Genomic DNA, 18101 nt, shown 5'->3' on the forward strand with positions numbered 1-18101 from the left:
GTTGGCGGGCCGTCGATAAAGTTAAATGACTGAAATGCTTTCATATTATTCGGTTGACAGCTGTCAACCAGTGCTGAGTTTCGTGCCAAATTTCAGATGTTTTGGGTCGCGGAGTGCTTGACGGGAATCACTGAATCCGTCATCCTGTTACGGAAATTCGCAAAAATTTGAGTATTTGTCGTAACTGGACCAGATTTCTGTAAATCTCGGTATGGTTCGTCAGCTTGAGATAGTTGTCCTGGTCCTCCTTCTGGCGCTCAAGGAATGATTTCACCGCTGTCGAACCCACAGTCCTCATACTCGCCAGTCAGGAGATAGAACCCATGGTGTCTGTAGTGCAGGCGACCGATGAAAAGCCACAGGGCACGCCGAGCATCGTGGCAGATGCCGCGATTGCGGCGGACGCGCGTGCGCTGTCCGAGCAATTGAAGGCGATGCGTGAACGCCTGTATCCACCGATGGCACAGAAGACACTGCGCCAGTTTTCCTCAGGTGAGGCTGCAAAGCTCATCGGTGTTTCGGATGGCTACTTGCGCCAATTGTCGCTGGCGGGCGAGGGGCCACAACCGGAAACCGGGACCGGCGGCCGACGTTTCTATACGTTGAACGACATCAATGCACTGCGCCATCACCTCGCTGAACAGGCTTTGGCGAAAGGCAACACTGCGAAGGCACGCAGTTATCTGCCGCAGCGTGATCTGTCGCGCGGCGAACACATGCAGGTCATCTCGGTGACCAACTTCAAGGGCGGCTCTGGCAAGACCACTTCAGCTGTTCATCTGGCGCAATATCTGGCGCTGACCGGTCACCGGGTTCTCGCCATCGACCTCGATCCGCAGGCATCATTGTCGGCGATGTTCGGTTATCAGCCGGAGCTGGATCTGACCGGCAATGATACGCTGTACGGCGCTATTCGTTATGACGATCAGGCCCGCCCACTCTCGCAGATCATCCGCGGCACATATTTCCCGGGGCTTGATCTGGTCCCTGGAAATATCGAACTGCAGGAATTCGAGCACGAGACGCCACAGGCGCTGACACGCCGCCACAGCGGCATAGACAGCGGGCCGCTGTTCTTTGCCCGTATACAGGCCGCTCTGGCCAGCGTGGAGCTGAATTACGACGTGGTGGTCATCGATTGCCCGCCGCAGCTCGGATATCTCACCCTGTCAGCGCTGTGCGCCTCCACATCCGTTATCGTTACCGTCCATCCGCAGATGCTGGATGTGGCATCGATGAACCAGTTTCTGTTCATGACCTCGGATTTGCTGGGCGTGGTGCGTGAGGCTGGCGGGGAGTTAAACTTCGACTTCCTCCGCTATCTCGTTACCCGTTTTGAACCGAACGATGGACCGCAAACACAGATTGTCGGCTTCATGCGTTCGCTGTTTGGGGATCGGGTTCTGACCGCGCCGATGCTGAAATCCACAGCTGTTTCCGATGCAGGCCTGACCAAGCAGACACTGTATGAAGTGGGCCGCGAAAACTTTACCCGCACCACCTACGACCGCGCGCAGGAAGCGATGAATGCGGTCAATGCGGAAATTGAGAAACTCGTTCACGACGCATGGGGCCGATAGGAGGCTGACGAAGATGGTTGGAAACTCCCGTAAAACCGAACTCAAGGCTTTGTTTGGCGGCTCTCTGCCTGTTACGACAACACCGGCTGTTGCGCCGGAAGTCAAACCTGCCAGCCCCGCACCAGTGGCTCCGGTCAGCAATACAGAGACAAATGCACCGGCGCGCAGCGCCTCTGGTGCAGTTCGTGCCATGGGCCTGTCGCTTGGTTCAATGACCCGTGAAGCCGAAGAGGCGAGGGCGCTGCGCCAGGCCATGAGCGACGGCGAGCACGTTCTGGCCGTTGATCCAGCGCAGATCGATGCCTCATTCGTCGAGGACCGTCTGAGTGTGGCGGGTGTAGATGATGAAGACTTTGCGGTGCTGCTGGAAAGTATCCGCGAAAGTGGCCAGCAGGTGCCGGTTCTCCTGCGTCCGCATCCGGAAAAACAAGGTCGTTACCAGACGGCCTATGGTCACCGTCGTATTCGTGCGGCGCTTAAACTGGGGCAGCCGGTCAAGGCAATCATTCGCTCTTTGAGCGATGATGAGCTGGTTTTGGCGCAGGGTAAGGAAAATGCCGAACGCCGTAATCTTTCCTTCATCGAGAGAGCAATTTTTGCCAGAAACCTCGCGGAGCGCGGGTTTGATCGTAAGGTGATCGGTGACGCGCTTTCGGTTCAGAAAAGCGAGCTCTCCCGCCTCATGCAGGTGGTGGAAAAAGTGCCAGCCCGGTTCATCACTATTATCGGGGCTGCTCCGAAGGCCGGCCGTGATCGTTGGATGAAGTTGGGTGAGATGCTGCAGAGTGATACCGCTCAGGGCAACGCCATGGACGAGATCGGCACAGATCGTTTCGGCACATCGCAAAGCGACCAGCGGTTTGAATTGCTGTTCAAACGACTTTCGGCCCGCCCGCCTGCCAAACAGAAAACCCAGCGTCCACGTGAACTCCGCGACGGTAAGGGGAAGGTGTTTGCGACACTGCGCGTCGATGGCAAAGCGCCGCGGATCGACTTTGTCGGAAAAATTGATCCGGAATTTATCGAGAAGGTCGTCGATCTGCTGTCGCGGGAATACACGGCGCATACTGCTAAGCGCTGATCGGAACAGGCCAGAGCACATCTGCGTGTGTTCAATATGTTGCGCTCTGGCTTTTACACCGATGACACTGGATTCTCGCAGGCTGGAACTGGGATTGAACCAGCCATTTCGGATGGATTTGGACGTTGAGCTTCGCAATCGAAGCAAAAGCCGCTATTTTTGCCGATTAAGAACCTGACGACGGGGCGTGCGGTTTTGGGTGTAGATCAGCATCAAACTCCACATAGCTCTCCGTGCCACAGCTATGCTTGTTGGACAGAATCTGTCCCTGCTTTCACACTCAACGTCCAAAACCGATTGCGTTGTGTTACGCAACGACTGAGAAAGTTACGCCCTCGGCGGCTAGGCAATTGCTGTAGTGTTCGATCGACGCGACTTGATCGATATGCCATACGCCGGGCGCGATGGGTGTGTCAGTAAGTAACTGCACGGTGTTTGCAGCGACCAACGCAGTGATCGCCGCTTCCTCTCTTCCTTCCAGTGACATGGTGGCCGTGGCCTCGCGGCCACTACGTGAGCCCGTCACCACCACTGAAAGAGCCGTGCGATCAGAACCGAGCCTGATGTGCATCATGCTCTTGCTGACCAGGCGGCGGAGAAACGCGATCTTTGTCATGACTGGCAGCAGGTGGAATAAAATCCGACTTAGAGTCGCGCTATCAAAGGTCAGCAATGTTCTAACCTTGCCGATACCGCGTGTGCGGCGAAGCACGTGTTGATCTGCGAAGTTGAATTCCATTGCCGGGTGCGGGCGGTCATTTTTACCGAAATGCAGTTTTTCAATGGGTGCGCGTTTGAAATTCTGAAGTGTCCAGTCGATGGCAGCTGGTCCGTGCGTGTCACCAAGGCCGAGCAAGATACCGATACGCGCATCCGTCGCGTCATCCAGTTTCTCGGCACAGGCCTTGACCAGCAGATTGGTGAGGCCCGGCGCGAGACCGACGGACAGAAGCGCCGTTCCGCCTGATGCCCTGGCGAGTTGGGCTAGCTGCTCGACGTCTCTGAAAAACGTATCGTCGGCAGTAATGTCGATATAGCGCAAGCCCTTCGTCAGAACATGTTCGATGAAGCCGGTGTCGGTTTGGTCAATGCAGACAACAACCGTCTTAATTGCGGCAAGTGCTTTGCTCCAGGTTTGTGGATCGCGCACATCAAGCTGTGTTGCTTTGCATCCCAAACGCGTGGCCATGGCATTGGCTTTGTTTTCATCACGGCCGGCGATGCAGACCTCATAGTGACCGGCTTTCTTTAGACGGCGAGCGATCTGGCTGCCGACATGGCCATATCCGCCGACGATCATGACGCCCGGTCGGATTGTTGTGTTATCACCCATTAGTGTCGCGCCTTTGCATGTCAGGCCGAAAAATTTATGTTCCGGCGAATCGATTGGTCCGATGGCAGATAAAGCAGATGGCAACTGAACTATCCAAATGGGAAGAACAGGGACTGCGAGGTGAGGCAGTGGGCACGAAACAGGCACCCCGCCATGTGTCGCAATGCCCGGTTGAGGATTGGCTGACGTTTCTCGGACACCGCTGGAGTGCGTTGATCCTCTGGCGTCTCTCCGATCGTGAATTCGGTTTTTCAGAACTCATGGAGACGCTGCCGAAGATTAGCCCGAAAGTCCTGACGGAGCGGCTCGAAGGTTTTGTCGAAAGGGGATTGGTAACCCGGTCCTCCACATCGACCTTTCCCCGCCGGACAACTTATACCCTGACCGATGCAGGACGGGAGATTACGCAGATGCTATCGCGGCTTTACGAGTGGGCGCGCTGAGAAGCCTTTCACGGGCCGTATTTTTCTAGATCGAAAAACTGTTGTTTGGGAACACACATGAAGGGCAAATATTGATGCGGCTTTTGGCATCGGCGGAGCGCTTGCTTTGGTTCTTGCATAAGAGGGATGGGACTCAATGACGACGAGTTGGCCCGTCTCGTTTCGCAATCTCCTGGAGCGATGCAGACAGACACACTGACATCACAATATCCCGTAACTAACGGACGACCTTGAGAAGACGGTCGAGCCGCTCCGCGAGCCTGACCTCCTGATGTTCAAGCCTTCCGTGCGTCTCACAAACTGCCATAACTAAATAACTGGAAATATTGGGATTTAATCTCTTTCCATGATTGTTTGTATGAATAAAGTAATACTTAATTTAAACTTTTCGCAAAATGTACAATTTGCAGGTTCCCGCTTTCAAGGCTGGAGCCGGTAGAACAATCGGATCACGCTCTTGCCCTGCATGATGCAGTTGCCAACAGCATTGCCGCTTGTCGCCCGATGAGTGGGCCCACCTACCTGCAATGTCTTATCATGTGCTCACAAACTGCCCCCGTAGGGCCGGTTTCGAGGCCGTCTGGCTTGAGGTCTATATGTCGTTTTTGAAAAATGCCAAGATACAAACAAAAGTCGTTTTTGTAATTGCTTTGATGAGTATCGTTTCGTTGTCTGGCCTGGGTTATGTCAGCCTGCAATATAAACACACTGATAATAATTATAGTGAGTTCATCGCCAATAACGGTGTTGCAGCGGTCTTGAACGCCAGAACCAGTGGTAACCTCAATGCCTTGGGCATGCAGGTTCTCCGTGCCACTCTCAATGAAGCTGGCAGCAGCGATTTTGAAAACGCCGTCAAGACGTTCCGTGCTGACAGCAAGCAGCTTGAAGAACGCCAGAACACGATCGTAAAGCTTATTCCATCGCGCGCCGATGCGGCGCGTGACATTCTTAACGGCGTTGCAGAGGTTCAGGCTGTCGGAGAACGCACTATTGCACTGATGCAGGCAGGACAAACTGCAGATGCTCAGAAGATGGCGCTGGAGCTCCTCAAGAAGCTGGGCGAAGTTTCGCCAAAAATCAGTGCCGGTAACGAGCAACTCATAGAGAGAATGGTCAAGGGTAGCGACGAGCTTACTGCAAATACCAACAGCACGATTTTCAAGAGCATTACTGGCATTGTCATCCTGTCCTGTCTGCTGATTGCGCTTGGCCTTTACGTCTCGTCGCGTGGCATCACGATGCCGATTGCCCGTCTTCGCGAACGGATGGCTTCGCTGGCAAATGGCGACACGGCCGCAGGCGTTGACGGCATGGACCGCAAGGATGAAGTTGGCCAGATGGCCGCTGCCGTACAGGTCTTCCGTGAAGGTGCCATTGAGCGCATTCGCCTTGAGAATGAAACGGAAGCCAATCGTTCGCTGTCTGAAAAAGAGCGAATTGAACGCGCCAAGCAGAAAGAACAGGAAGAGCGAGACGTGCAGTTTGCAGTCGATAATCTGGCCACAGCTCTTTCTAAGATCGCGCATGGCGATGTCACCTACAGGATTGCACAGCCTTTCGTTGGTAATCTTGACGGTATTCGTGGCGACTTCAACAAAGCTGCAGAACAGCTGCAGACGACGCTCAACCAGGTTGCCCAGAATGCGCGCGGTATCGATGCTGGCGCAAATGAAATCAAGTCCGCTGCTGATGACCTGGCCAGAAGAACAGAACAGCAGGCGGCTGCTGTTGAGCAGAGCGCTGCAGCACTAGAAGAAATCACGACGACGGTTCAGGACTCGACAAAACGTGCGCAGGAAGCAGGCCAGCTCGTCAGCCGCACAAAGGTCGGCGCCGAGAAGTCTGGCGAGGTTGTTCAGAAGGCCGTCGCGGCTATGGAACAGATCGCAAAATCTGCAGGTGAGATTTCCAACATCATCGGCGTCATCGACGAAATCGCCTTCCAGACCAATCTGTTGGCGCTGAACGCCGGTGTAGAAGCCGCGCGTGCCGGTGAAGCCGGTAAGGGTTTTGCGGTTGTTGCGCAGGAAGTGCGTGAACTTGCGCAGCGTTCTGCAGGTGCTGCAAAGGAAATCAAGAACCTCATCACAACCTCAAACAGCCAAGTACAGCAGGGCGTGCAACTGGTCGGCGAGACCGGCAATGCATTGTCGGTGATTGTTGCAGAAGTGCAGGAGATCAACCGCCACGTTGCTGCGATTGCAGAATCCTCGCAGGAACAGTCATCCGGTTTGCAGCAGATCAACACCGCTATTAACCAGATGGATCAGGACACGCAGAAAAACGCTGCGATGGTCGAAGAAAGCACCGCTGCAAGCCACGGACTTGCACGCGAGGCGCTGTCGCTCAACCAGCTGCTGTCCAGGTTCACGCTGTCTGACAATGGATATAGCTCTGCTTCTCCCAACGTTCGCCCGGCATCCCCGGTTGATCGGCCGGCTGCCTCTCCGGCGCGTGCGCTCGGTGGCAAAGTTCGGGCTGCATTTGCAGGCAATGCCGCGCTGAAGCCTTCTGCTGATAGCTGGGAAGAGTTTTGATAATTGTGCAACCCTAGCGGTTGACGAATCTTGATGACAACTCCACCCCATCCGGCGTGTCCGGGTGGGGTGGTTTTGTTTTAAGCCTGTGCGGTTTCATTTGCACGCGACCCATATCGGACCTTATGAGTTCGATATAACCGTCAGTTTGCCGTGCATAGGAAAGAATATTCTCGGCTTTGTCGGGTTTTGTGGTTTCGAAAAGACGAAAATGTCGATCATCGCCGTTATCCCGATAGATTTTTTCGACGTTTATGTTGCAGCGCAGCAAAAGGTAAGATTTTCTTATTGTTCTTCTCCTAGCATTTTGGCTTGGAACATAGCGACCAAATCTGGTCACCAGCGCGCATGATGTGCGCCGCCTTTTCAGGCGGTTTCCTTTTTTCTTCCTCACATGCCTGACGCCAAACGCTTAGTCCCTCTGCCCCGCACCGAGGTTTTTTCCGATGCTCCAAAATTTAAAAATCAAAATCAAATTTCTTATGGCGATCGCCATTCTCAGCCTCATTTCACTTGCTGGTCTGATGCACCTGACTTTGAAGTTTTCCGAGGCCAACACGGCCTATTTCGGCTTTCTCCAGCATGAAAGCCTTGGTGCAAACTACGGTCCCCGTGGCGCAGCAGGAACCTGGACCGCGACGACTTGGCTCACGCGTGCGCTGGCTCAAAATCCAGCATCGCCCGCCTTCAAGGACTTTTCCGAGCGTTTTACTAAGGAACTTGCTGGCGCGCGTGGGCGCCTTGCGCAGGTGGCAGACCTCGTGCCGTCTCGTAGAGAGGCGATGAACGAAATCCTCGTTCTGGTCGACAATTTGAAATCGATTGGTGATCAGGTGCTGAAAGCCCATGCGGAGGGGAACTCTGCAGAGGTTGAAAAACTTTCCGCGATGCTCGACAAAGCCGTGATTGACCTGTCACCGAAATTCGGTGCCAACAATGTCGTTATGGCCGAAGCTTTGACCAAAGGTGGCGAAGAACTATCGAATTCAGTGTCACAAACAATCCTTTACACGACTTGCGCCTTGTTGGCCGGCATCGCAATCGCGATTGCAACCAGCCTCGCCATTGCTCAAAAAGGTATCACCGCGCCGATGGCACGGTTGCGTGAACGCATGGCGTCTTTGGCCGCCGGTGATGTTCGTTCAGACATCGACGGCCTCGTACGAAAGGATGAAATCGGCCAAATGGCCGAAGCCGTTGCAGTCTTTCGTGATAATGCCCTTGAACGGGCCCGCCTTGAACTGCAAGCCGATGAAAACCGCAGTCTGTCGGAGAAGGAGCGCGTTGAACGGGAAGAACAGCGTGCCCGCGAAGCATCCGAGGTCAAGTTTGCCGTTGAAAACCTTGCTAAAGGCCTCAGCAATCTCGCCGACGGCAATGTCGTCTATCGCATCGAACAGCCTTTCACATCTGTGCTGGATGGAGTTCGCGGCGACTTCAATGCGTCAGCAAGCAAGTTGCAGCTGGCGCTGGAACAGGTTGCTGAGAATGCCAGCAGCATTGAGGCCGGTTCGTCTGAAATCAGATCTGCCGCCGACGATCTTGCCAAACGGACTGAACAGCAGGCCGCTTCCGTCGAAGAAACAGCTGCAGCCCTTGAACAGATCACAACGACCGTCAAAGATGCGGCCAGCCGTGCCCATGAAGCCGGGTTGCTGGTCAGCCGGACACGGGCCGGTGCTGAAAAGTCAGGCACCGTTGTACAAAATGCCGTTGCCGCCATGGAGCAGATCGAAAAGTCTTCGGGCGAGATCAGCAATATCATCGGCGTCATCGATGACATTGCTTTCCAGACCAACCTGTTGGCACTGAACGCAGGTGTTGAAGCAGCACGCGCTGGCGAAGCCGGCAAGGGCTTTGCTGTTGTTGCACAGGAAGTGCGCGAATTGGCGCAGCGTTCCGCAAACGCGGCCAAGGAAATCAAGGCTTTGATCAACAACTCAAACCAGCAGGTACAGAACGGGGTTGAACTTGTCGGCGCAACCGGTACAGCCTTGAAAACGATTGTCGCTGAGGTGCAGGAGATCAACCGCCACGTCAACGCAATCGTTGAATCGGCACAGGAACAGTCCTCCGGATTGCAGCAGATCAACACTGCGGTAAACCAGATGGATCAGGACACCCAGAAGAATGCGGCGATGGTAGAGGAATCCACCGCAGCCAGCCACGGCCTTGCCCGTGATGCTGCATCGCTGAATGCGCTTCTGGCGCAGTTCAAACTGTCTGGCCGTTCTCAATATGCTGCTGTTCGTCCAGCACAAGCGCGCGACGTTCCAGCGGCATCACCAGCACGTAATCTTGCACGCAAGGTGGCGTCAGCCTTCTCCGGCAATGCGGCACTCAGCACGGCGTCCGATAGCTGGGAAGAGTTTTGATCTTCCCATGAGATAGGTAATGCTTTGAAAGAACTGCATCCCCGTCACTGCGTGTTACGAAATGATGGGGATGCACAGCTGCGACATTCGCTTTTCCAGCATCGTGTGCGGAGGCCGGTACCACATGCAATTCGATGACGAAAATTTTATTCATCATTCCAAAAAAATGCCACCAATCATGAAGCATCAGCTGTGGCTGAACGAACCGCGATTCATGCAGTAAAATCAAATAGAAAATATGTGTAGAATACTCATGTTTTTTTAGCGGGGGGCTAAACGCGAATGTTTCAGCGTCGTCTCGCATGGTTGCAATCCCATTTGACCTTGACTAAGCCCTGTGGCGCGGGTGCTGCAAACGCATAAGCCGTCCAGCGTCTCAGGCGAAATTGACATGTGCAGTAGTGTTTGGCTTTACAGATTTGAAGGGCGCGGGAGGCTGATTTGTCCGCAGCCCTGAATGCAATTTTCCAGTCTCGCCGACGCTCCCTGATCTGGGCGGTCATGAAGATCGTTGGTGATCCACAGATCGCTGAGGATGTCGCGCAGGAAGCCTATCTGCGTGCCCGGCGGGCGATAGAAAACGGCTCAATAGACCATATTGAAGCATTTCTTCACCAGACCGCGCGCAACTTGGCTCTTGATCACCAGCGCCATCGCAAAATGCGCTCGACCTATGAAGCCGATGGTGTGAGCGACGATTTTCTGCAGACCATTCCTGACAATGTGCCGTCGATTGAGGCGGCAATATTGGATAGGGAGCGTTTTCATGCGCTGCAAAAGGCGCTGAGTGGATTGCCTGAGCGAACGCAGACCGTGATGAGACTGAGCAGGATCGAAGAGTGGTCCAACCGAAAGATCGCCGAACATCTCGATATTTCAGAGCGAACCGTTTTCAATGACCTCAAGCTTGCCATGGCCCATTGCCGCGAAACGCTTGCCCGCTTTGACAGTCGATAACTCCCCGGTTTTGAAAACGGGATAACTTTCTTTGCTGAATTTCAGCGCGTCGAGCGTCTCATATATAAAAGGCGCGAAAACAGCATCAATTGGACGGCTTGAGTGGCACCACAGGACGACGATCAGGATATGAACCAGAGCGGCTTCGAACACGATAATCCCATCGTGGATGACGCCTTGGAGTGGTTTGCCCGCCTGCGCAACACAACACCTGTTCCGGCGACCCAAGCTGCCTTTGAACGTTGGATTGCGACGAGCCCGCTTCACGCGCAGCATTATCGCGAACTTGAAGAGATGTGGGGAGCGCCCGCATTCAAAAAGGCAGTACAGAGCCTTCCGGCAACACCCGTGCCGCAGCTGGAGGTCAAAACAAAAAACCTTGGCTGGACGCGCCGTTTTGCTGCCATGGCGGCCGCCGCTGTGATGGCCATCGGTATATGGCAATATCCGGTGATGATGTTGCGGTGGGAGGCTGATTACCTCACCACCGTTGGCGACAGGTCTAGCGTGACGCTGCCGGATGGATCGGTGATGACGCTGGATACCGCGTCTGCGGTTGCCGTCGATTTTGCTGATGGAAAGCGCAATATCAAGCTGTTGCAGGGAGAGGCGTTTTTTGACGTTAAGCCAGATCCGGCCCATCCATTTCGCGTAGTGGCAAGTTACAGTGAAGTCGAAGTGAGGGGCACGGCGTTTTCGGTGCGTCGCGACGATGAGGCCGACCGTGTGGTACTGGAACACGGGCTTGTCGAGGTTCGCCGTGTCGGCAATCAGCCAGAGAAAGCCAATCTTCGCCCCGGCGAGATGATTTTTGCCAGTGGAGCATCGCTTTCGGCCATCTCTCCGGCCGATCTATCAACTGCGCTTGCATGGCGCGATGGCCGCCTTATTTTTGAAGACCAACCCTTCTCCCGCGTGCTCAGTGAATTGCAGCGTTACTACAGAGGTACGGTCGTTATGGTCGATAAACGTCACGACCAGTTGGCTGTGACCGGTAACTATCGTCTCGACAATGTTGAGGCTGCAATCCAGACACTCGCGAATGCAGCAGGTGTCTCCATGACGCGTCTGCCGGGCGGGATCATAATCCTTCGTTAAATTCTCAACTATTTTTTCCGACTCGCCACACCTCGTTCGTCAAAGAATACGAAGGCCCATGCCAACATGATGTGAGCAGGGCCCTTTGGAATTGATGAGAAGGGTTTGGGAATGGGGCATAAGAATTTTGAAGGCGGCGTTGCAAAGACCGCTGGCAGACAGCAAAGCCGTTTGCGCGTGGTGTCGCTGCTGATGGCATCCACTGTTCTGGGATTTGTTTTTACCGGCACGACCACGTTTGCACAGGCTCAACAGAATGCCGCGCTGGTTGCCGATCATGCCGTCAAGTTCTCCATTCCTGCACAGCCTCTGTCATCCGCCATCAATGCCTTTATCCGCCAGACCGGCTGGCAGATCAGCTACTCTTCCGCGCTGGTCAACGGCAAAACCTCGACTGCTGTTGCTGGCAGCTACACGCCATCGCAGGCTTTGCAGCAGCTTGTTGCCGGTACCGGCGTCAGCATCCGTTTGAGTGGAGCAAATTCTGCAGCGTTGATTGTCGGCGACAGTGCTGCGACTGGTCCCGTCGATGCGAGTGGTTCAATACTGCTTGATCCGATCACGATCGTCGGCAAGACAGGGCGCATAGCAACGCTTGGCGTATTGGCCGACGAGGATGCCAATTATCGCAACGCCGGCAGCAGCGCGTTTCTAAGTGAACAGAAGGTTCAGCGGTTTCGCGGATCGTCGGTTGGCGATTTTATCAAGGGAACGCCGGGTGTTCTGACCGGGGATAACCGCAACAGCGGTGCTGTCGACGTGAACGTTCGCGGTATGCAGGGGTTTGGCCGTGTTCCCGTGGTTGTTGATGGCACCACGCAGCAGAACACGGTTTACCGCGGTTATTCTGGCGTCGCCTCACGCAACTATGTTGATCCCGACATGATTGGTGGCGTTGTTATCGAAAAAGGTCCCTCTGCCAGCGTCTATGGTGTTGGCGCAACCGGCGGCCTTGTACGCATGGAAACCATCAATGCAGACGATATTATCAAGGGTGATAAAAACTGGGGTATTCGGGTGCGTGGTGGCTTGATGAGCAATACGACCACACCGCCAGCCGTCGGCACGCCGGGTGGTTATCCGCCCTTGGCAAAGTCCCGCTTCATTACCGGTTGCAACTACACCCCCTGCGCCGTCGATACTATTCCTGATGACTTGCTCTCGGGCAGCCCCTACGGTTTGGACCGCCCTGCTTTTCTTACCCCGACCACCGGCAATGGTAGTGTCGCAATTGCCGGACGCAATGACATGTTCGAGGTCGTCGGCGCCTATGCAAGACGCAAGAATGGCAACTATTTCGCCGGAACGCGGGGCAGGACACCCGTCCTGAAAAAATCCTATGACACGATTATTCGTCCGGGACGAAGTGGCACTCCGGACCGGATTACAGACTATACGGTTTTCTCTCTAAATGGCCTGAACCGCTATAGAGGCGGTGAGGAGGTTCTCAATACCTCTCAGGATAACACGTCCTATATGCTGAAGTCGAAACTGGAATTGGACGGCGGCCACACCTTTGATATGAGCTACATGCGGTATCACAGCATGTTTGGTGAAATGATGCCGTCGGTGATCATCCGTTTTGATGGCGCAACGCAGGCACCTCTCAGTGAGGTTTCCGTCAACACATACCGCGCAGGGTACAAATGGAACCCGGAAGAAAACGATCTGATCGATCTCAAAGCCAACCTCTGGATGACAGACACCGACACCAAGATTGTTACGCCTTATGCCTTCAGCTTTCCTTTCGGCGGAACATTGGAGTTGCCGCAAGCCTATTGGGATATCGCCAAACGCTACGGTTTTGACGTCGTCAACGCATCTGAGATCGACACGGACTGGGGCGAAGTCGGTGTGTCAGTTGGCGGATCCTTTGTGTATGAGACCATTGAACCGCCATCCGGTCATGTGAATATTGATTCCAATGGATTGCTCGCCTCGCGTGACGGATGGCGCAAGGAAGCCAGTGCATTTACTGCCGTCGATTGGAAACCCACCGATTGGCTGAAGTTCGATGGTGCGATCCGTTACACGTGGACGCAGTCTTATGACAACAACACCAATTATGGTTCCACCCTGCATAACGAAGAGAAAAACAGCGGCTGGGCGCCGATGATCGGCGCAACGCTCGAGCCGTGGGACGGCATTCAGCTTTACACGAAATATTCCGAAGCAATTCGTTCGCCGAGTCTGTTTGAATCGACCACCGGTTTTTCATTCAATACCAACCCGCTGGTTGGCGTAAGACCGGAGCATTCACGCAACACGGAAATCGGTATCAATGTTCTTCAGGAGGATGTTCTGCTTGGCGGGGATAAGGTGCGGTTCAAGGCGTCCTATTTCAACAATAATGTGAAGGACTATCTGTCCCGTACAAACTACCCGGATGTGTCGGTCAAGAACATCGATAGCGCTTTGTTTCGCGGTTACGAGGCGTCGATCGGTTATGACGTCGGGTGGGGCTACTTCGATATCGGTGGCACGGTTTACGACAAGACCGAGTTTTGTGCTGCAGAGTTGAATCTTGGCGTGAATTGCCGATCTTCCGGCATTCAGAACGGTTATGCCCAGTTGCATCTGCCGCCTCGCAAATCCGCCTCGCTGACAGCCGGTGTCCGGCTAATGGAAGAGGCTCTGGAAGCTGGCGGACGTGTGACTTTTGTTGGCGACCGAGGAACCATGACCAGCAATGACACCGGTGGTTATACGACCGTGGTCAATTGGTCGAAATACACACTGCTTGATCTGTTCGCGAGCTATAAGGTCAATGACAGTGTCAATATCGACCTCGCCGTCGATAACGTTACCGACGTTTACTACATGGACGCATTGACGCTTGGTCTTATGCCATCTCCGGGACGTACGTTCCGTGTCAACATGACCGCAAAGTTTTGATCTCACCGTTTTGAATGAGGCACCAGGCCGTTGGCACGACACTCGGGATCGGCGGGTCTGATCTCGAATAAACTTTTGCAAGCATGCGGCCTGAATGTTCAGGCCGCATCTTCACACCGATCAAGTCTCGTTGTCGTGTACGCCTTGGATCATTTCGTCGGTGACACGCAGTTCCGCGCCAACCGGCGTCATCGCGGTTGTTGCTGCAAATGGCGCAACGTGGTTCGATTCCGGGCGGACACCACGCCTCCAGAAGAAGAATGATATCAGGCCGACGTTGAGAACAGCCAGTGACCAGAACAGGCCGGACGCACCGAAATGGTTCATGACGGGCGAAATGGCGATTGGGCTTATGGCCGAACCAAGGGAGTTTATCAGCAGCAGACCCTGAATGATCGGTACCAGCGATTCTGATGAGGCGCGGTCGGCCGCAAAGCTGACCGATACCGGATAGATGGCAAACACGCCGCCGCCGAACAGGAACATGGTGATCATGAGTGTCGTCGACGTATGTGGCAGCAACAAAATGGCAGCACACAACAACAGGCAAATGAATGCCAGTGTGATCAGCACGATACGTCTGTCCTGCCGGTCAGACCAGCGTCCCACTGGATATTGCAGCACCATAGCGCCTAGGATGACGCTGGCCATCATGTGACCGACCTCTTCAACCTGCAGACCAGCATGTTGGAGATAAAGCGGCAGAAGCGAATATATTGCCGCAATTGCGACACCAGAACCAAAGCAGCCGATAACGCCACTCGGCGACATCTGAAACAGTCGGGATGGTTTGAGTGCTTCCACCCGTTCCACTGTTGGTGTTATGCGCGGCAAGATCACAATTGGCAGAACCGAGAGTGAGGCAAGCATCGCTGCGGTGATGAACGGTGCAGTTTCTCCCAGGCCTGCAACGGATCCAAGCAACACCTGACTGAGAGCGCCAGCGCCATAAAAGGAAATCATGTACAAAGCCAGCAGACGGCCGCGTACACTCTGGTCGGCGGCAAGCAACAACCAGCTTTCGATGACAAGAAAAATACCAACTGTCGTCCAGCCATAAACCAGACGCGCGAGGATCCAGACGGTCCAGTCCGCGGACAGTGCCTGCATCAGGATGCTAACGACGCCCAGCGATGCAAAACTGCTATAGGCGCGAATGTGACCTATCCGCACGATCAGTCGGTCGTGGAACAGTGCGCCGATCGTGAGGCCAATAAAATAGGCGGAAGAAACAATGCCAACCATGGTGGCGGATGCGCCGCTGGCGTCAAGCCGCAGGGTGGTAAGCGATGACAGGAAGCCATTTCCGACACTTAGAATAAAAAGGCCGAGTAGCGGAGCCAACACCTTTGCCAGGAGTTGCATAGACATGAGTATCTCATTTCAGGGGGGAGGATATGGGAAGGCTGATGAGTACCTGCAAACATTGGCATTCATCGGGTTTTACACAGATCAAGCTGGACATTGCCGGAAACAGGTAACGACATATTGGTCGTAAATACTGATGTTTTTACAAAGGGATAATCCAGTCTGACGGAACCGTTTCAGCGTCGTTGCTGAACCAGTCCGAATAATCAAATTCGGCGGCAATCTCCTCTTATTACGACCAAATTGGAATGCCGGAAACGACAAATTAGTGTCCAATTTGCGACATCGCTGAAAATTGAATTTTTGGCTGAAGGGGCTGCTTGGTTGCGTTAGTCTGCGACGCTACCCCCAAACTTTCTGTCAAACCGGAGGGGCGGATTTCAGGTAAAACATGAGTCAACATCATATATGATGCATCATGCTTGACGCATGATATTTTTCTTCGTATGTTTTTTTTACTGAACGGCAGGGGCCACAGTGGAGGAGCTGGCCCGGGCGCCGCCGGAAACGGCGGAGGTCGGGGCGTGCCTCGTAACGACAAAAGCGAGATATGTTTATGCAGAACACCGAACTGGGGCCGGAGCTGATTGCCCGTCTCGAGGAGCGGGCGAGATTCGTCCGACTGGAGACCATTCGGCTTATCAGCATCGCCAAGGTCGGACACTATTCGTCCGTCTTTTCATGCGCCGAGATTTTCTCTTCACTCTATTATGACGTGATGAATATTCGGCGTGGAGAGCCGAAATGGGCTGATCGTGATCGCTTCCTGATGGGCAAGGGCCATGCGGCGGTTGGTCTGTTTCCCATTCTCGCTGATCTTGATTTCTTTCCCGTAGAATGGCTGGACGACTATACGCGTCTTGGCAGCCCTTTGGGTGACCATCCTGACATGCGCAAGGTGCCGGGTGTCGACTTCAGCTCAGGTTCTATCGGCCATGCGCTATCCAATGGTGTTGGCATGGCGCATGGCGCGCGGATCCAGAAGCAGAATTTCGACGTCTTTGTCTTGCTGGGTGACGGCGAGATGCAGGAAGGCCAGGTCTGGGAAGCGGCATTGAACGCGTCCAGCCACGGCCTGTCCAACGTCATCGCCATCGTTGACCGCAACGGCTATCAGCTGGATGGCAAGGTGGACGATGTCATTGCAATCGAGCCACTGGATGAAAAGTGGCGTGCTTTCGGTTGGGAAGTGCATGTGGTCGATGGCCACGACATTGTTGAGCTCACCGAAAAACTCCGTGAGGTCAAGGCCGACCGCGAGCGTACCAAGCCATGCTGCATCATTGCCAAGACGCTGAAAGGCAAGGGCATTGATTACATGGAAACGGAGCCTGGCTGGCATCTTGGTTGGCTTGCCCCGGATGATGAAGAGCGCGCGCGCCAGACCATTCTAGATGGAGTCCAATAATGAACGCCCCACAGAACCCACAATCCTGGCAATATCGCGATCTCAACAAGAAGGCGCCGTCGCTTTCCGTGCTGTCCGATGCGCTGATTGAACTTGTCGAAGCTGGTCATCCCATTGCTGCAGGCACTGCCGACCTTCAGCACTCCAACGGCCTTTTTGCCTTCGCGGAACGTTACCCCGATCGTTTTGTTCAGTTCGGTATTTCCGAACAAAACATGGTGTCTGCCGCCGCTGGTATGGCGACGACCGGGCTTATTCCCTATGTCGCAACCTTCGCGTCTTTCATCGGTCTGCTGACATGCGAACAGATTCGCATGGATGTGGCCTACTGCGCGCAGCCGGTGCGGCTGATCGGGCATCATACCGGCATTTCCATGGGCTTTTACGGCACGTCCCACCATGCCACGGAAGACATTTCCACCATGCGGGCCATCGCGGATCTAACGGTTATCTCACCCTCTGATGGTCAGCAGTACAAGCAGCTTTTGCTGGAATCTGCTGTATACAAGGAACCGATCTATTTCAGAACCCATCGTGGTCACGATCCGGTTGTTTATGACGACACGGAAAAATTCCAGATCGGCAAGGCGAAGGTTCATGCTATCGGCAAGGACCTCACCATCATTGCCTGCGGCATGCCGGTACATGGCGCGAAAGCGGCCATGCAGGCGCTTAACGCCAAGGGTTACTCCGTCGGTTTGATCGATATGCACACCATCAAGCCGCTCGATGTTGAGGCGGTTCTTGAAGCGGCCAAAGCCTCCAAAGTCGTCCTGACGGTGGAAGAGCACAATATTCTTGGTGGTCTGGGTTCCGCGGTCGCTGAAGTGATGGCGGAAAACCCGGGTGCGGCTCGATTGGTGCGTCACGGTATCATGGATGAATACAGCCTGATTGCCCCGCCAACCCATCTTTACCGCCACTACAAACTTGATGCGGCCGGTATTGAAGACGTGGCATCACGTCTGGTCTGATCTCCCGTGGTCCGTAAAAACGGGCTTGAAAAAATGGCGGTCTCTTGGG

The 18101-nt window shown here is 54.3% G+C and carries 12 protein-coding genes; 10 read left to right on the plus strand and 2 right to left on the minus strand.

From position 1 onward, the window contains the following. The first annotated feature begins 323 nt into the window (after positions 1–323). Together repA and repB are read left to right on the plus strand one after the other, a co-directional pair. Entirely contained in the window at positions 324–1580 is a 1257-nt protein-coding gene (repA, locus tag HGO37_RS20810; RefSeq protein ID WP_250985011.1) for a plasmid partitioning protein RepA, read from the plus strand. 13 nt (positions 1581–1593) lie between these two features. Continuing rightward, positions 1594–2661, plus strand: coding sequence for a plasmid partitioning protein RepB (gene repB, locus HGO37_RS20815; protein WP_250985012.1), 1068 nt, complete (start codon positions 1594–1596; stop codon positions 2659–2661). A gap of 307 nt (positions 2662–2968) precedes the next feature. On the opposite strand, the gene HGO37_RS20820 is transcribed toward repB, so the two are convergent. Continuing rightward, positions 2969–3994, minus strand: coding sequence for a saccharopine dehydrogenase NADP-binding domain-containing protein (locus tag HGO37_RS20820; protein WP_250985013.1), 1026 nt, complete (start codon positions 3992–3994; stop codon positions 2969–2971). Between the two features lie 77 nt (positions 3995–4071). Here HGO37_RS20820 and HGO37_RS20825 point away from each other — a divergent pair, with 77 nt between their 5' ends. The 6 genes from HGO37_RS20825 to HGO37_RS20850 all read left to right on the plus strand — a co-directional run bounded on the left by HGO37_RS20825 (position 4072) and on the right by HGO37_RS20850 (position 14302). Beyond that, entirely contained in the window at positions 4072–4437 is a 366-nt protein-coding gene (locus HGO37_RS20825) for a winged helix-turn-helix transcriptional regulator (RefSeq protein WP_250985014.1), read from the plus strand. 596 nt (positions 4438–5033) lie between these two features. Then, a complete protein-coding gene (locus tag HGO37_RS20830; RefSeq protein WP_250985015.1) occupies positions 5034–6977 on the plus strand; it encodes a methyl-accepting chemotaxis protein in 1944 nt (647 codons plus the stop codon). Positions 6978–7423: 446 nt separating this feature from the next. Beyond that, complete coding sequence (locus HGO37_RS20835) at positions 7424–9352, plus strand: methyl-accepting chemotaxis protein (protein WP_250985016.1); 1929 nt, start codon at positions 7424–7426, stop codon at positions 9350–9352. 441 nt (positions 9353–9793) lie between these two features. Next, positions 9794–10309 carry an RNA polymerase sigma factor gene (locus HGO37_RS20840; protein ID WP_250985017.1) on the plus strand — a complete coding sequence of 172 codons (516 nt, stop codon included), beginning with the start codon at positions 9794–9796 and terminating at the stop codon, positions 10307–10309. Between the two features lie 102 nt (positions 10310–10411). Beyond that, complete coding sequence (locus tag HGO37_RS20845) at positions 10412–11407, plus strand: FecR family protein (protein ID WP_250985018.1); 996 nt, start codon at positions 10412–10414, stop codon at positions 11405–11407. Positions 11408–11518: 111 nt separating this feature from the next. Next, positions 11519–14302, plus strand: a complete 2784-nt coding sequence (locus tag HGO37_RS20850) for a TonB-dependent receptor (RefSeq protein ID WP_250985019.1) — start codon at positions 11519–11521, stop codon at positions 14300–14302. 120 nt (positions 14303–14422) lie between these two features. Here HGO37_RS20850 and HGO37_RS20855 read toward each other — a convergent pair whose 3' ends face one another. Next, on the minus strand, positions 14423–15673 hold the full coding sequence (locus HGO37_RS20855) for an MFS transporter (RefSeq protein ID WP_250985020.1): 1251 nt from the start codon (positions 15671–15673) through the stop codon (positions 14423–14425). A 553-nt stretch (positions 15674–16226) separates the two neighbouring features. On the opposite strand from HGO37_RS20855, the gene HGO37_RS20860 reads away from it, so the two are divergent. Further along, positions 16227–17078 carry a transketolase gene (locus HGO37_RS20860; protein ID WP_250985021.1) on the plus strand — a complete coding sequence of 284 codons (852 nt, stop codon included), beginning with the start codon at positions 16227–16229 and terminating at the stop codon, positions 17076–17078. Beyond that, entirely contained in the window at positions 17078–18052 is a 975-nt protein-coding gene (locus HGO37_RS20865; protein ID WP_250985022.1) for a transketolase family protein, read from the plus strand. Before HGO37_RS20860 ends, HGO37_RS20865 begins: the two co-directional genes overlap by 1 nt. Positions 18053–18101 lie beyond the last annotated feature (49 nt).

This window comes from Rhizobium sp. CG4, from assembly GCF_023701965.1.
GTDB lineage: Bacteria > Pseudomonadota > Alphaproteobacteria > Rhizobiales > Rhizobiaceae > Agrobacterium.

Excerpts from the sequence above, each read along its gene's own strand:
- HGO37_RS20830 (WP_250985015.1), top strand. The coding sequence starts at position 5,034 with ATGTCGTTTTTGAAAAATGCCAAGATACAAACAAAAGTCGTTTTTGTA.
- HGO37_RS20855 (WP_250985020.1), bottom strand. The coding sequence starts at position 15,673 with ATGTCTATGCAACTCCTGGCAAAGGTGTTGGCTCCGCTACTCGGCCTT.
- HGO37_RS20835 (WP_250985016.1), top strand. The coding sequence starts at position 7,424 with ATGCTCCAAAATTTAAAAATCAAAATCAAATTTCTTATGGCGATCGCC.
- HGO37_RS20820 (WP_250985013.1), bottom strand. The coding sequence starts at position 3,994 with ATGGGTGATAACACAACAATCCGACCGGGCGTCATGATCGTCGGCGGA.
- HGO37_RS20860 (WP_250985021.1), top strand. The coding sequence starts at position 16,227 with ATGCAGAACACCGAACTGGGGCCGGAGCTGATTGCCCGTCTCGAGGAG.
- HGO37_RS20850 (WP_250985019.1), top strand. The coding sequence starts at position 11,519 with ATGGGGCATAAGAATTTTGAAGGCGGCGTTGCAAAGACCGCTGGCAGA.
- repA (WP_250985011.1), top strand. The coding sequence starts at position 324 with ATGGTGTCTGTAGTGCAGGCGACCGATGAAAAGCCACAGGGCACGCCG.
- HGO37_RS20865 (WP_250985022.1), top strand. The coding sequence starts at position 17,078 with ATGAACGCCCCACAGAACCCACAATCCTGGCAATATCGCGATCTCAAC.
- repB (WP_250985012.1), top strand. The coding sequence starts at position 1,594 with ATGGTTGGAAACTCCCGTAAAACCGAACTCAAGGCTTTGTTTGGCGGC.
- HGO37_RS20825 (WP_250985014.1), top strand. The coding sequence starts at position 4,072 with ATGGCAACTGAACTATCCAAATGGGAAGAACAGGGACTGCGAGGTGAG.